Here is a 14553-nt window from a genome sequence, read left to right on the forward strand (position 1 = left end):
GCAAATACGCACCGCAATCGTCGCTCGATCGGCGGCCTGATTCGCCTGGCGCATAATCCCTGGCGCCACTTGCCAAACCGCACGTCAACGGGAAAACATGTCAAAGACCAACAAGAAGCAGTACCTGAAAGCACTCAACCGACGCCTGAAGAAGGAAACGGCCGGCAAGGTCGACGCCGAGTTTGTCTTCTACCCTCTCGGCGCCAAGCCGAAGGACGCGACCGGCGTGACGGCCAGCGCCCCAGCAGACGAGAGCACGCTCGCCATCATGGAAGCGGTTCAGGCCCGCGTATTTGCCAAGTTCGAGGACGGCGCCGTCCGAAGCTGAACGTCGCCGAGGCGAAGGACCAGACGGTGCTCCCCGTCCTCCAACTGCACGCGCACGGCGCCGTTGACACAGGGGATGGGCAAGTCATCCAGCATCGCGGCCGACACTGCATCGTTGGCACCCATTCGCTCCACGCGAATATCGTAGCGGCCGGCACCCAGTGCGATGGTGGCCTGGAAGCCCGGCCAGCTTGCGGGAATCCGTGGCGCGATTAGCAGCCAGGCGCCCTCCCGCCGGATGCCGAGGATGCCCTCGACGCCTGCCCGCACCATCCATCCCGCCGCCCCGGTGTACCACGTCCAGCCGCCACGGCCGACGTGGGGAGCGACCGAATAGACGTCGGCCGCCACCACATAAGGCTCCACCTTGTAGCGGTCCGTTGCCTGCGGCGTCAGCGCATGGTGAATCGGGTTGAGCATCGAGAACAGTTCGACGGCAGTGTCCGCGTCCCCCAGCTCCGCAAAGGCCAGGACGCTCCACATCGCGGCGTGACTGTACTGACCACCGTTCTCGCGGACACCGGGCGGGTAAGCCCGGAGATAGCCAGGGTCGTCCACGCCCCCGTCAAATGGCGGCGAGAACAGCAGCGCTAGCCCTTCGTCGCGGCGGACAAGCCGCTGGTCGAGCGACGCCATGGCCATCGCGCTTCGGGCGGGGTCGCCCACGCCAGACAGCACCGACCAGGACTGGGCGATGGCATCGATCCGGCAGGCCTCGCTGTCCTTCGAGCCCAGCGGCGTGCCGTTATCGTAGGTGGCCCGGCGGTACCACGCGCCATCCCAGCCATGCTGTTCCAGCGCCTCGCGCAGTGCCAGCCCATGGGCCCGCCATCTGGCGGCACGGTCGGCATCGCGCGCGTCAGCCAGCGGGGCGAACAGCGCGATAGTGCGGGCGAGCAACCATCCCAGCCAGACGCTCTCGCCCTTGCCGCCAGCGCCTACCAGATTCATCCCGTCGTTCCAGTCACCTCCACCGATCAGCGGCAGGCCGTGCTCGCCTGTCAGGCCGATGCAGCGGTCAATGCCGCGCGCACAGTGCTCGAACAGCGACGCGCTGGCCTCAGCCACCATGGGCTGGAAGAACAGGTCGTGGTCGCCGGCAGCCAGTGCCGGCCCGTCAAGGAAGGGGATGTGCTCGTCCAGCACCGCGGCATCATCCGCCCCCATCACATAGGTCGCCGTGGCGAAGGCCAGCCAGACGCAGTCGTCCGAAATCCGCGTGCGCACGCCCTGCCCGGAATGCGGTAGCCACCAGTGCTGGACGTCGCCTGGCTCGAACTGCCGCGCGGCGGCGCGCAGCAGATGGCGCCGCGTCTCGGCGGGGCGGGCGAAGGTGAGCGCCATGGTGTCCTGCAACTGGTCGCGAAACCCGTAGGCGCCGCTGGCCTGATAAAACGCCGAACGGGCCCGGACGCGACAGGCGAGCGTCTGGTAGAGCAGCCATCCATTGAGCATGATGTCCATCGCGCGATCCGGCGTCTTGACCTGCAGCGCGCCGAGCAGATCCGTCCACTGCGCCGTCACGGCCGCGAGCGTGCTGTCGAGATTCCCGGCGCGATAGCGGGCGATCAAGTCGCGGGCCTCATCGGCGCCGGCGCATTGCCCGAGCAGCACGACCACCTCGGTGGATTCGCCCGGCGCGAGCGAGACATGACACTGGAGGGCCGCACAAGGATCCATCCCCGCGCCGGCCGCGCCGGAAAGCGATGCCGAGCCGGCGGGGGCGACCAGCGCCGCCGGGCGGCCGAGCGTGCCGCGATAGCCAATAAACTCGCTTCGGTCGGCTGTCCAGCTCGTCGTGGTCCCGACCAGACAGGCGAACGCGACCCGGCCGGGAAACGCGAGATTCCAGGGGTTCCGTGCCAGCATCGCGCCGCTTTCCGCATCGAACTCGGTCACGATGTAAGGGCCCGAGGCGCCGCGCGACAGGCCGAGGACCCAATCGACATAGGCCGTCACGGACAGCTGCCGATGCTCCCCGGAGAGATTGCGCAGCGTCATCCGCGAGATCTTCACCGGGTCATCGACCGGCACATACTGCAGCAGCTCCAGCCCGATGCCGTGCGCCACGTGTGAAAATCGACTGTATCCAAAGCCATGACAGGCGATGTACTTGCCGCCATCACGCACCGGCTGCGCGGTGGCTGTCCAGACCTCGCCCGACGCCAGGTCGCGCACGTAGATGGCCTCCCCTGCCGGGTCCGAGACGGCGTCGTTGGACCATGGCGTCAACTGGTTCTCCCGGCTGTTGACGGACCACGTATAGCCGCTGCCCTCGGTCGACACCTGGAAGCCAAAGCCGTCATTGGCAATGACATTGATCCATGGCGCCGGCGTGGTGGAGCCGTCCTCCAGGATCACGACGTACTCCCGGCCATCCCGGGCGAAGCCACCCAAACCGTTGAAGAACTCGAGCGAGGCCTGATCGTACGAGGTACTTGCAACCGCAGGCGGCCACCGGGACGGCGGCGGCGTAAGCGGCAACGTTGGCGGCGGTGCCCACGCCGGATCGGGAACCCGTGCAAGCTGGTCGGCAATCGCGCCCCGGCGTGCAATCAGCGCCACGCGTGCGACGGACTGCAGCAACGCACGCGCCTCGCCGGTCATCAGGTCGGCGCGCAGCGCGTAGACCGCCCCCTGGGCGAACTCCTCGCCCAGACGCGGCCGCGACTGGCTGCTGCGTACCGCTGTGTCGATGGCGACCTGCAGGTCCTGCACATACGACGAGGCATGCTCGTTCACGATAACGAGATCGACGCCGAGCCGCTTCATGCGCCAGTACTCATGCGCACGCAGCAACTGGCGAACCTGCGCGATATCGTCGATCTCGTCGATACGCAACAGAACGATCGGCAGGTCGCCAGAGATGGCGTGCGGCCACAGCCCGGACTGGAGGCCAGCGCCGCGCGCGATCGCCCCGGATGGCGCCCTGAGGCGGCGGTCCGCGTACAGGATGGCTGCCGCCAGCCGCTGGAAGTCCGCAGCCTCGTTCGACTTGATATCCAGATGACGCAGCTGGACCTGCGCCTGCGTCCATGCGAGGGTCCGGGCGCGGTCGAAGGCGCTGCGATCGTGGTGCTTGTCGATCAGATCGAGCAGCTCGGCGCGCGACGCCGCCACGACGGTCCAGAACGCCACGCGCGCCACCCCACCGGGGGCGATGCGCACCTGCTGCCGCAGCGAAAAGATGGGATCCAGCACCGTGCCTGTCGTATTCGAGAGCGGCCCGCCGTCCTGCACTGCGCGCGCCGTCATGATGGTCCGACCCCGCCCCAGGAAGCGCGCCCGGTCGGACTCATACTCCGGGTCGGCACAGACGTCCCCCTCCACCACCGCGAAATGCGCGGCCCAGATCTGCGGATCGGTTTGCGAGCGGGGCCGGCGGGTCGCGATCAGTGCGCCGAACTCGGCCAGATACTCGGTCTGGATGAACAGCCGGGAGAACGCCGGATGCGCGACGTCCGCCGCCTGCGCCGAGAGCGCCAGCCCGGCGTAGGAGGTCAACGTGATCTCGCGGGTTCGGCGACCACTGTTGGACAGCGACGCACGCCGCACCTCGCCGTCGTCCTCGCCCGATACCAGCACGTCGAGCGTGGTGGTCAGCGCGCCATCGCGCCGATGGAACGCCGCGCGGTCCTCGACGAACAGCACCTCGTTGTCCTCGCCAACATCATCGCTGCCGGGGATCCACGCGCCGGCGCACCAGACCCGTCCGTCCTCGTTGTCGCGCAGGAAGATAAACGACCCATCTTCATCGCAGGTGGCGTCCTCCCGCCACCGGGTGACCGACAGGTCGCGCCAATGGCTGTAGCCGGCCCCCGCTGCCGTCAGCATGACGGTGTAGCGCCCGTTCGAGAGCAGATGGGTGACAGGTGGCCCGACGACCGCACCAGGCATCCGCCTGGCCGTCGAATCCTGGACCGTGGGGGCAATCGCCGAAGCCTTGACGTCCTCGGCACGCGGCGGCGCGATCGCCACATTGCGCGGAATGCGCTCCTGCAGCAACAGTTCGGTCGCCTGGACCATCGGCTCCTGATGGAAGCGCTCGCGCATGACGCCGTGCAGCAGCGTGTTGGCGAGCGCGACAATGCTCATGCCCTGGTGGTGGGCCATGAAGGCCCGCACGATGGCGTGATCCTGGTTCTCCGGCAAGCGCGAACGCGTGAAGTCGATGGCTTCGTAGAAGCCGTACCGAGCCAGCGCGCCGATGCGCATGAGATCCCTGAAGTTGCGCAGCGCTTCGGGCGGGTCAACCATGGCGGCGAGCGCGGCGGCGTACGGCGCAATCACCACGTTCTCGGCAAGACCCCGCTTCAGGCCGAGGCCTGGCACGCCGAAGTTCGAATACTGGTACGTGAACTCGAGATCGCGCGCGTTGTACGCGGACTCCGAGATGCCCCAGGGAATGCTCAGCGAGCGACCGTAGGTGCGCTGGCGCTCGACCACCAGCCAGCTGGTCTGTTCGAGCAGGCTGCCCTTCGGCGCACGCATCACCAGTGACGGCATCAGGTATTCGAACATGGAGCCGGACCACGAGATCAGCGCCGAACCGTTGCCGAGCGGTGTGGCGGCACGGCCCAGGCGGAACCAGTGCCGCGTGGGCACATCCCCTTTTGCGATGGCGAACAGGCTGGCCAGTCGCGCCTCCGAGGCGAGCAGGTCGTAGCAGCTGGTGTCGAGCCGGTTATCGTCCATCGCAAAGCCGATCGACAACAGCTTGCGTTCCCCGTTGAACAGGAAGGAGAAGTCCATGGACATCGCCATCTCGCGCGCCTCGCTGGCGAGCGCGAGAAGCCGGACAGCCACGTCTGGCGATGCGGCCGCAAGCGCCGCGCCATCGCGCTCATGTTCTACGGCCCGCCTGGACAGGGCGCCAAGCCAGAAAGAGAGGTCACCCAGCGCGTCATTGCCGGCGGCCGGGCGCATGTCCGCGCAGAGCCGCGTGGCGTGGTCGGCCAGCCGGCGCAGCGTGGGCATCAACGTGGCCATCCGCTGCGCGCCGTGCAGATGATCGTCGATCTCGTTCAGCAACGCCTCGACCTCGCGGCCCTGCTCGCTGCCTGCCTGCAGCAAACTCCCCAGTGCCTCATGGGCCAGCGTGACGCTGTCCTGCATGCCCTTGCGTGTCTCCGGCGCCTCCGTCGCAGCGGCGGGCGTGCGCGCCCAGCCTTCGCAGGCGTTGGCCAGCACGATGAGATGGCCGGCCAGATTGCCGCTGTCGACGGACGACACATAGGCGGGCGTGAGCGCACGGAGGTCCTGGGTGCCATACCAGTTGAAGAAGTGTCCGCGATAGCGCGACAGCCGTCGCAGCGCGTCAAACGTGGCCTCGAGCCGCGCCACCGTTTCGGTCGTCCCCGCCCAGCCAAAGTCGTGCGCGGCCACGGCGGACAGCAGGTACAGGCCGATATTGGTCGGGGAAGTCCGGTTCGCCACGACCTGCCGGGGGCTCTCCTGCACGTTGTCCGGGGGCAGCATGTTGTCCGCCGGCGTGACGAAGACCTCGAAGTAGCGCCACGTGCGACGCGCGATCCGGCGCAGTTCTCCCGCTTCCTCCTCGGACAGCGTAAGCCGGGGCGCAGCGCGCGTCGCACGGCTGGCCCACAGCGCGAGGGCCGGCGCGGCGAGCCACAGCAAGACAAACGGCGCCACCAGCGGCCAGCCGGATGGCGCGACACCGATCGTGATGGCAGCCACCACCGCGGTCAGCAGGACCCCGCCCAGCATGCGACGGTAGAACCCCGCGAGATCGAGCCGGGGATTGCGCTTCGACTGCGCGGCAGTCGTCCATTCGAGCAAGTGGCGCCGCGTGCGGAGCAACCGCGTCAGCGTCCGGACGATGGCGTCGCCGGTGCTCCAAGCCTGGTCCGGCAGGAACGCCACGGTGAACAGGATCTGCATGGCGGCGGTGCGCAGATCGGCCAGCCGCATCGCCGCGTGGCTGCGCCATCGCACCGCCGTGTGATGGGGGCGCAGCGAAAGCAGGCCCGGCAGCAGGATCGGGATGCTGATGGCGGCCAGCACCAGCAGCGTGGCATGCAGGTTGAGCGGCGCGGGCGCGAGCCAGCTCGTCGCGAGCGCCGCCAGCTGGCAGAGCGGCAGGACCGAGCGGCGCAGGTTGTCGAACATCTTCATGCGGCCTACGGCGGGCACCGCATCGCGCCCGGCATGGTGTCCGAAGATCCAGCCGAGGAGCTGCCAGTCGCCGCGCGTCCAGCGGTGCTGCCGCTTGGCGGCCACGTCATGGCGCGCGGGAAATTCCTCGACCACCTCGATATCCGACGCCAGGCCCGTACGCGCGAACATGCCTTCGAGCAGGTCGTGGCTGAGCACGGTGTTATCGGCGATCCGGCCGGACAGTGCCGCCTCGAAGGCGTCGACGTCGTAGATGCCCTTGCCGACGTACGACCCTTCGTTGAACAAGTCCTGATAGACATCGGATGCTGCGGTGGCATAGGAATCGATGCCGCCCGGCGCGGAGAAGATGCGCTGGAACAACGATCCCTCCCGCCCAACCGGCAGCGACGGGGTCACCCGAGGCTGGAGGACCRCATAGCCGCCGATGACCCGCTGCAGCGCAGGGTCGAAGCGGGGCCGGTTCAACGGATGCGCGATCTTGCCGATCAGCCGCAACGCGGCGTCTCGCGGCAGGCGCGTGTCCGCATCCAGCGTAATGACATAGCGGACGTCAGCCGGTACGCGCGGCGGCGCGCCGTCCACCGGCACATAGCTGGTGTCGGTGGCGCCCCGCAACAGGCGGTTCAGCTCGTGCAGCTTGCCGCGCTTGCGCTCCCACCCCATCCAGACGCCCTCGCCCGCATTGAAGATGCGGCGCCGATGGAGCAGGAGAAAGCGGTCTCCCGCTGGCCCTGGGCCATGGCGCTCGTTGAGTAGCGCGATGGCGTCGGCGGCGACTGCGAGCAGATGCGCGTCGCCGGGCATGACCTCCTGATCGGCGTCTACGCCATCGGTCAGCAAGGCGAAACTCAAGTCGCCGCCGGCCCCGGAAAGATGGTGCACCTCCAGCCCCTCGATCTGGGCGCGCAGCTCGGGCTCGCCGGACAACAGCGTCGGCACGGCGATCAGGGTCCGCAGGGAGCGCGGCACGCCGGCAGAAAGCGCCAGACCGGGCAGGATGACGGCCCCGAAGTGCCACGCAATCGCCCGGTTAATCAGCGCGAAGGCGACTTCGCTGGCGGGGATCAGCCAGATCAGCACAACGAGCGCGAGCAGCATGGGCCATCCGCCCGTTGCGGCCAGCGCCGGAACTCCCGGAAGCCACAACGAGATAGCGAGCAGCAGGACGGTGACCAGCAACGTCGCCCCGAGGTAGCCGCCGATGCCGAGCCGGAGATGAAAGCGGCTGAGCTGCTGCGCGACGGTGGGTCGGTATCCGATCGACGCCTCGAAGGTAGCGAGTCCGTCACCGATCAGGTGGTAGCCGGCGTCCGTCGCGCATTCGACGCGGCCGGCATCGTGCCCGATTCCAGTCGCGGCACGGGCGGCCCCTACCGCGCGGTCGGCGATCTCCAGCTCGGATAGCGTCGCGCCCCGCGCCAGGCGCTCGATGGCGCTGCGGTAAAGGTTGCGCGTCGGGAAGTCCATGAGCGCGAACGTGCTGTTCGCGCACAACACCCGGTTGACGAGGCTGACGTCCTCGAACAGCTCGGTCCAGTCGAGGTCCGAGATCAACCGCAAGCTGGTAATGACGTTGCGGACCGTGACATTGGATGCCCCTTGCCGCTGTTGGGCATGCAGTACCACGTCATCGACGGAAACGCCCTGCCGCCCGAGCCGCGCCTCCAGCCAGCCAAGGATCGGCGTGGTCACGGGGTCCTGGTCACGCAGCCGCTTGGCCAGCTGCGCGGCAAACAGCTCCGACAAGGGCAGGACGGAACGCGCCGCAATATCGGCTTCCAGCGCCGATCGGCCGCATCCCTCGACCAGTACACGGCGCGCCAGGCCATCGGCGTCGGCGCGGGCGGCGCGCCCCGCCGTCATCTGGTCAGCGAGCCGGCGCAGGTTCTCGATCAGGACAATGCGCAGCGTAATGGCGACGGCCCACAGTTCCCCGATGGTCAGCGGTGTCACGCGCTGATAGGCGGCGATAAAGCGCCGCAGCGCGATGGCATCGATATGGCTGTCGGTGTGCGCGACAAACGCCCAGGCAATGCCAAAGACGCGCGGGTAGCCGGCGAACGGTCCGTTGCTCAGCTTGGGCAGCTGGCGATAGTAGCCGGGCGGCAAGGCGTCGCGAATCTCCCGGACCTGCGCTTCGACGAGGTGGTAGTTGTCGAGCAACCACTCTGCGGCGGGCACCACGCTGCGCCCCTTCTCCAATTCGGACGCACCGGCCCGGTAGGCGCGCAGCAAGACCGCCGCATTGTCCTTGAGGCGGCTCTGCAGCGTGGGGACCCTGGGCGGGCTGGCGGTCACGGTCTGCGCGGCCGCCAGGCTCTGCGCATGCTGCTCCAGCCGTTCGATGCCAAACAGTTCTCCCCGGACCGGCGCCTTGTCATGCCATGGCGACGGCGTGGGCAGAAACGAAAAAGCGTGGCGAATGGCCTCTAGCATCTATTTCCTTCGTTGAGGATGGCACCCCACGAACCTGCGACCTGGATCACCGATACGTACGGACGTTGCGCGCGCGTTCTACAGTAGAGGCATGGTCTTTTGTCCCACAGCAGGGCGAGGAGGCGCGATGTCCCCGTATGAAGCGTTACGCGATCGATTCTTCGAGGCATCGACGCGCGAAAAGGATCACAGGGCCTTGCTGGAATCGGTCGCCAGATCCACGAGTGAGAAGCTGGCTGCATATTTGCAGGCGCCGCCCGCGCTGATATCGGTCAAGCCGACCGGAGAGCCCGGTCCGAAAAGCTACGGCTTCCGTTACGTCGTCACGTTCGATGCAGGGGATGCCGTGGTGCACAGCGCCGAGGTGCCCGTCGTGATGACACTCACGCGTCACGGCTTGCACGCGAAGGTTGCCGATGGCCATGACCAACACGTGGGCGACCCCGCGCACCCCGATTGGCATGAAGTGTTCTACGACGTACTCACCATGCTGGAGAAGGACTGTCAGGCCACGGAAAGGCAATCCCAGATCTGAATGGTCGACGGGGGCCGTCGTTATCGCATGGTCAACGGGGCCAGCCGCGGTACGCTGTCCCGGCGAGGCAAACGCCGCCCAACTCCTTGACGATGCTGCGCATCGGCGCGCAGGAACCGCCGTGGCAACTTGCCACCATCACGAGCTGCCCCGGCGCCATGGGGAGTCGGCGTTCCGTCAAGCCGACGCGCAGGAACTTGCCACCGAGTCTTGCCCCGAGCAGCCAGCCCAGCATGCCGCCGAGCATGGCAACCCCCAGTGCGGCGATCGTGCTTTCGGCCGGACCAAACGATGTGCCGTACGCAACGGTGATGGCGACGCCGGCAATGGCGCCGGCGACAAATCCGCCCATTGCGGTTTCATCGCGGTAGGTAATCTGGCCCGTGTCGGTGCCGGGCAGGCTCTCGACGGGCTGCCGGTCTCGACGTACAAACCACGGACCATCCGGCGCCTGAGGGCCAGCCACGAGCGCGTGCAGCCGGGTCTGTGCCAGCTTGGCGGTGGCCACATCATTGAGGATGAAATATAGGAGCGTGCGCATGACTCGCCTCCGACTGTTGTTCCGCATATCTGTTGGGCCATCGGCGGCCGGAGAGCGGAACCCTGCTAAGGCGCGTCATGGCTCTAGTTTAGAGGTCCAGGCACGACAAATGCGAGCGTCCTTACAATACAGGCGCAGCGTCGTAGCAGTACACTCTGAATGCCGTCTCCCTCCCCCACATCGGCGCAAGGTCAACGATGAATCGCATCCGGTACCTGGTGAACCTGTCCTATGAGATCCTGGATCCCACAGCGGACTTTCTGTTGCGTATCGAAGCCGCAAGGACGGGACGCCAGTCCATCGTTTCCGAGCACCTCGCCATCACGCCGGAGGTGCCCGCCACGCGCTACACAGATCCGGTCCTGTGCAACCGCATGCTGCGGATTCGTGCGAACAAGGGCCATCTGGCCATCCGCTATGAGTGTGTGGTGGACATCGATCATCGACTCGACGATGGCGAATCGATAGGGCAGGTCCCGGTCGCCGAACTGCCCTTTGAGGTGCTGCCCTTCCTGACGCCGAGCCGCTATTGCGAATCAGACCGCCTGATGGAGTTCGCGATGCGTGAGTTTGGCGGCATGCGCCCCGGCTACCCGCGCGTGTACGCGATCCGGGAATGGGCGCGCAACCATATCCGTTTTCTCTCGCACTCCACCAATGAACGGACGTCGGCGACCGATACGATCGTGGAGCGAACCGGCGTGTGTCGGGATTTCGCCCACCTGATGATCGCCATTTGCCGCGCGCTGAGTATGCCGGCCCGCATTTCCAGCAGCCTGGACTATGGCGCGGACCCGGCAATGGGACCGCCGGATTTCCACGCGGTGGTTGAGGTGTACCTGTCAGGCGGCTGGTATCTGCTCGATCCCTCAGGGGTATCGATTCCGACCGGCCTGCTGCGTATTGGCACCGGCCGGGATGCCGCCGATGTTCCTTTTGCGGCGATATTCGGGAAGGTGCAGTCGGAGCGGCCCTATATCGAAATCGAGGCACTGACCGATCCGGCTGCCGGCATTGGCATGCCGCTCGCCACGCCCCGCGCCATCTCGACCTGGTAACCAGCCTTCAGCGCTGGCCGCCTTTCATGCCCTCGGTTTCCATGGCGGCGTTCCATTCCTCGTACGCCTCGATCGGTTCCATGGCGTCGTCGACGAACGCTGCCGCGCGTTCCGCCGCGGCGACACGCTCCAGTTGCGTATCGCCGGCGTCGCTATCTTCCGCCGTGGGCGGCAGCAGCATGTCTTCCAGCATTCCCCGCAACTCCACGGTGTCCCATGGCCGGCCGAGCCGGGCCTTCCTGTTCAGGTAGTGACGAACTTCCGATTCCTGCTCGGCGGTCAGTGGCAGCCCCTGGAATGTCGAGCTAAAGTCCTGATGGATCATGATGCGCCTCCCTCATCGGTCGGCTTCCGCCGATTTACTTCCGCTTGCCGACGCCGTCGTTGCCGATCCGAGAATGCACCGTTCCGATCGGGCTTGCCGGCACGGCCGGCTTCTTGGGCTGTTTGGGTTTTTTTGCTTCGCGATTGCCGCGTAGTTGGCTCTTGGCCATGAGATGCTCCCGGTGCATTGATTGCCGATTGGCAGTACCAGCATACGCTCTTACTGTGCGCTTCAGGGATATATCGGGGAAAGCCGCCCGACGGACTTAAACCGGCGAATATCGCCGTGCAGGACGCCTTGCGATATTGCCGGCGCCGACGGGCTTCAGTTCGCCCTCCCATGGCAACACGTCGAGATCGAGCACATGGTCGCCGTCGGCCGCCTTGTTGTAGAGCTGGTCGCGCAGGACCTGGCCAATGGCGATGCGGCATAGCTGTTCGCAGGTCTCACCCGTCGCGGGCTGGAGGTCGCTGTCTGGGCTGCGCACCGAAAAGGAGCGCCTTCCGGTGCCAACGAAGCTTGTAAATTGCACGCCCGCCGGGTGGTTGCCATCCCGGAAACTGACCGCCACATGGTAGGCCAGGCGCTCGACATCGGCGTTTAATGTGCAGAGGAAGCTGAATGGCAGAGTGGCACCTTGCATACTGGAATCGCCCCCTTGATTGAGAAGGTATCGGAATTTGCGACTACCTATCGACTCTACTCCTTCCCTCCCACTCGCGGCGGGTGTATTTCTCCGTAGGGAAAAACCCGCCACAAATAAAAAAAGCTCCGCATCTGCGGAGCTTTTCTACGACTGTTGCCAGTCGAGTCAGTTCAGGAGGGCTGAATCTTCGTCGCGGTCGGACCCTTGGGGCCATTGCCTTCGACGTAATTCACCTTCTGTCCTTCTTGCAGCGACTTGAAGCCATCGCCCTGGATCTCGGAGAAATGCGCGAAAAGATCATTTCCACCTGCTTCCGGCGTGATGAAACCAAAGCCCTTGGCGTCGTTAAACCACTTTACCGTACCTGTTGCCATGTCAATTCCTAAAAAATTCTCGCACGACGAAAATACCGGCGAGGCACGATACTCAAGGAAGAAACAAGGAAGGTGGCGATTCGCCAATGAACTCTGAGGTCTGCTTGATGATCCTGCAAGGACTCTTATACAGGTCATGCCCGGGCAGGTCAACCTAACTTACGAATGAATCGATGGCCGGAGACCGATGACGTCCATTCCGAGGCGTGCCAGGGGAAAAGCCAGCCATCGGCCACCCCTGACGCGCGCTTCGCTATCCCGGCAGGCCTAGGAACACTGGCTCAAGACGCTGGACGCCGCGGCGTCGTTGCCGCGGAAATACAGCGTTGAGCCTGTGCCGGTCGGAGCGGGCCTGACCATAGCGGCCGTTCCGGCGGGCGGGGTCTGGCCGGGGACAAAGACATCGAATGCCGTATCGTTGGCGTACACGTACTGGATCATGGCCGGCTGTCCGCCCGGTTGCGTCCATTTCGATCCGATGCACTGCGCGGCCGCCTTGGGCGCCATCTGGCTCTGGCCTACCTTGCTGGCATTGGCCGGCGGCGGCGGGGGAAGGGGCGCGGGCGGCGGTGGGCTGGCGCATCCGGCGGCTGCGAGCAACACAACGAGCAGGGAGTATTTCATGTTGTTGGCTCCATAGGACGTTCGCTTACTCCACCAAGATATTCAACCGTGGAAAACGCCGGTATTGGACCATGGGCCACCCTGCCGCCCGCAAAGGCAGCGGGCGCCATTTCGTCGAGACACTGATCCCATTACAATGCGGCGTTTAGCCGCCACCATGGCAGCGGCTGCCGCGCGCCAGCGGCGAAGGCCGCATGCATTGAATACGAGATCCATGAATCACAGCGACACCGTCCCTTCGGAGGCCGAGTCCTCCCCCATCCATGAACCCAGGCTTTGGCGAGACAAGGGCTGGACCGCGCGGGTCATCAAGAACGAGGATGGTGACGGCTGGGCCGTCGAGATGATCCGGGATGGCAGTTCCGAGCCCGCGCTGGTCGGCCCCTGGACCATGGGCCGAAACAAGGTCGATCCGAAGCCGCTCGATGCGACAGCGCATCAGACCCTGGTGAAGACCGCTTCGGAAGTCATCCGTCGACACGAACAGCAGTTGCACGCGCAACTGAACAAGCAGGTGACCGTGGAAGTCGGCTCGGACGCGGTAACGATCCAGCTAGTCATCACGCCGGACGAGTACGAGCCATTCGGCACCCTCACGGCAGTCGGGCAGTTCGGGGACGTGCTCGCTACCGTCAAAGTGCGACCAGATTTCCGCTTGACGCGGGAAAGCGGCGCGCAGTGGGCCGCCGGGGGATTCGGCAAGATCCGGTGAAACCCTGCCGGGTTACCCGCCGGGCGTCCGGCGGGGGTAGCAGCCCACCTCAGGCGTCAGCGATCCAGGAACGCCAGCACAGCCTGATTGAACCCCTCCACCTGTTGCAGGTTCGAGAGATGCGCGGCGTACAGTTCCACGTACCTGGCGCCCGGAATGTTCTCCGCCAGATACCGACCATCGGCGGGCGGGGTCGGGATATCGCCGGTGCCGGCAATGACCAGCGTGGGCGTGGTGATGCGCTGCGCGTCGTTGCGCAGATCCGAATCGCGCACGGCCAGGCAGTTCGCCGCGTAGCCGCGGGCGTCGGTGGCACCCAACATCGTCCGCAACGTCTGCACCAGATCCGCCTGCTGCGCCGCGAAGTCCGGCGTGAGCCATTTGTCGACTACGGCGGCGGCAATCGACGCCACACCGTCACGCTCCACGGCGGCGGCACGGTTGGTCCAGTTCTCGGGCGGCCCGATATAGGCCGCCGTATTGCACAGGATCAGCTTGTCAAGGCGGTCAGCGTGGTGGACGCCCAGCCACATGCCCGTGATGCCGCCCATCGACAGCCCGCAGAAATGCACGCGTTGCAGGCCCAGATGGTCGAGCAGCGCGATGACGTCGCCGCCCAGTTGCGCGATGCTGTACGGTCCCTCGGTAACGGACGACTGCCCGTGGCCGCGCGTGTCGTAGCGCAGCACCCGGAAACGCTGCGTCAGCGCGGCGATCTGCGGCTGCCACATATCGAGGCTGGTACCCAGGGAGTTCGACAGCACCAGCACGGGCAGGCTCTCATCGCCATCGAACCGGTAATGGAGCTTGACGCCCGCAAGGTCAGCAAAAGGCATG

Annotated in this window: 12 protein-coding genes; 4 read left to right on the forward strand and 8 right to left on the reverse strand. The window is 66.0% G+C overall.

Annotation, left to right across the window (positions count from 1 at the left end; translation table 11 throughout):
- Positions 1-97: 97 nt before the first annotated feature.
- Positions 98-328, forward strand: a complete 231-nt coding sequence (locus AC1DP9_RS18810; protein ID WP_477108184.1) for a hypothetical protein — start codon at positions 98-100, stop codon at positions 326-328.
- Here AC1DP9_RS18810 and AC1DP9_RS18815 read toward each other — a convergent pair.
- On the reverse strand, positions 280-8901 hold the full coding sequence (locus AC1DP9_RS18815; RefSeq protein WP_477108185.1) for a glycoside hydrolase family 94 protein: 8622 nt from the start codon (positions 8899-8901) through the stop codon (positions 280-282). The two genes, AC1DP9_RS18810 and AC1DP9_RS18815, sit on opposite strands and share 49 nt — an antisense overlap.
- 127 nt (positions 8902-9028) lie before the next feature.
- Between AC1DP9_RS18815 and AC1DP9_RS18820 the strand changes: the two genes are divergently transcribed.
- A complete protein-coding gene (locus AC1DP9_RS18820) occupies positions 9029-9436 on the forward strand; it encodes a hypothetical protein (protein WP_441593488.1) in 408 nt (135 codons plus the stop codon).
- Positions 9437-9467: 31 nt separating this feature from the next.
- On the opposite strand, the gene AC1DP9_RS18825 is transcribed toward AC1DP9_RS18820, so the two are convergent.
- Positions 9468-9977, reverse strand: a complete 510-nt coding sequence (locus AC1DP9_RS18825; protein ID WP_477108186.1) for a hypothetical protein — start codon at positions 9975-9977, stop codon at positions 9468-9470.
- Between the two features lie 197 nt (positions 9978-10174).
- On the opposite strand from AC1DP9_RS18825, the gene AC1DP9_RS18830 reads away from it, so the two are divergent.
- Positions 10175-11035, forward strand: a complete 861-nt coding sequence (locus AC1DP9_RS18830; RefSeq protein WP_477108187.1) for a transglutaminase-like domain-containing protein — start codon at positions 10175-10177, stop codon at positions 11033-11035.
- Between the two features lie 7 nt (positions 11036-11042).
- On the opposite strand, the gene AC1DP9_RS18835 is transcribed toward AC1DP9_RS18830, so the two are convergent.
- The 5 genes from AC1DP9_RS18835 to AC1DP9_RS18855 all read right to left on the reverse strand — a co-directional run bounded on the left by AC1DP9_RS18835 (position 11043) and on the right by AC1DP9_RS18855 (position 13004).
- A complete protein-coding gene (locus tag AC1DP9_RS18835; RefSeq protein WP_441593489.1) occupies positions 11043-11360 on the reverse strand; it encodes a hypothetical protein in 318 nt (105 codons plus the stop codon).
- Between the two features lie 34 nt (positions 11361-11394).
- Positions 11395-11529, reverse strand: a complete 135-nt coding sequence (locus AC1DP9_RS18840; RefSeq protein ID WP_255370945.1) for a hypothetical protein — start codon at positions 11527-11529, stop codon at positions 11395-11397.
- A 96-nt stretch (positions 11530-11625) separates the two neighbouring features.
- The gene (locus AC1DP9_RS18845) at positions 11626-12003 is read right to left on the reverse strand and encodes a hypothetical protein (RefSeq protein ID WP_092299583.1); all 378 of its coding nucleotides are present in this window, start codon (positions 12001-12003) and stop codon (positions 11626-11628) included.
- Positions 12004-12176: 173 nt separating this feature from the next.
- Positions 12177-12380: a cold-shock protein gene (locus tag AC1DP9_RS18850; RefSeq protein ID WP_092299580.1), complete on the reverse strand. Its 204-nt coding sequence runs from the start codon at positions 12378-12380 to the stop codon at positions 12177-12179.
- Between the two features lie 267 nt (positions 12381-12647).
- A complete protein-coding gene (locus tag AC1DP9_RS18855) occupies positions 12648-13004 on the reverse strand; it encodes a hypothetical protein (protein WP_092299577.1) in 357 nt (118 codons plus the stop codon).
- A 214-nt stretch (positions 13005-13218) separates the two neighbouring features.
- Here AC1DP9_RS18855 and AC1DP9_RS18860 point away from each other — a divergent pair, with 214 nt between their 5' ends.
- Positions 13219-13716 (forward strand): hypothetical protein, encoded by a 498-nt coding sequence (locus tag AC1DP9_RS18860; protein WP_092299574.1) that lies wholly within the window; start codon positions 13219-13221, stop codon positions 13714-13716.
- Positions 13717-13772: 56 nt separating this feature from the next.
- On the opposite strand, the gene pcaD is transcribed toward AC1DP9_RS18860, so the two are convergent.
- Positions 13773-14552, reverse strand: coding sequence for a 3-oxoadipate enol-lactonase (gene pcaD / locus AC1DP9_RS18865; RefSeq protein ID WP_477108188.1), 780 nt, complete (start codon positions 14550-14552; stop codon positions 13773-13775).
- Between the last annotated feature and the right edge of the window lies 1 nt (position 14553).

The organism is Cupriavidus sp. 01L43 (assembly GCF_056399925.1).

Coding starts and splice junctions, on each gene's coding strand:
- AC1DP9_RS18855 (WP_092299577.1), bottom strand. CDS start 13,004: ATGAAATACTCCCTGCTCGTTGTGTTGCTCGCAGCCGCCGGATGCGCC.
- AC1DP9_RS18835 (WP_441593489.1), bottom strand. CDS start 11,360: ATGATCCATCAGGACTTTAGCTCGACATTCCAGGGGCTGCCACTGACC.
- AC1DP9_RS18825 (WP_477108186.1), bottom strand. CDS start 9,977: ATGCGCACGCTCCTATATTTCATCCTCAATGATGTGGCCACCGCCAAG.
- AC1DP9_RS18820 (WP_441593488.1), top strand. CDS start 9,029: ATGTCCCCGTATGAAGCGTTACGCGATCGATTCTTCGAGGCATCGACG.
- AC1DP9_RS18840 (WP_255370945.1), bottom strand. CDS start 11,529: ATGGCCAAGAGCCAACTACGCGGCAATCGCGAAGCAAAAAAACCCAAA.
- AC1DP9_RS18845 (WP_092299583.1), bottom strand. CDS start 12,003: ATGCAAGGTGCCACTCTGCCATTCAGCTTCCTCTGCACATTAAACGCC.
- pcaD (WP_477108188.1), bottom strand. CDS start 14,552: ATGCCTTTTGCTGACCTTGCGGGCGTCAAGCTCCATTACCGGTTCGAT.
- AC1DP9_RS18860 (WP_092299574.1), top strand. CDS start 13,219: ATGAATCACAGCGACACCGTCCCTTCGGAGGCCGAGTCCTCCCCCATC.
- AC1DP9_RS18830 (WP_477108187.1), top strand. CDS start 10,175: ATGAATCGCATCCGGTACCTGGTGAACCTGTCCTATGAGATCCTGGAT.
- AC1DP9_RS18850 (WP_092299580.1), bottom strand. CDS start 12,380: ATGGCAACAGGTACGGTAAAGTGGTTTAACGACGCCAAGGGCTTTGGT.
- AC1DP9_RS18810 (WP_477108184.1), top strand. CDS start 98: ATGTCAAAGACCAACAAGAAGCAGTACCTGAAAGCACTCAACCGACGC.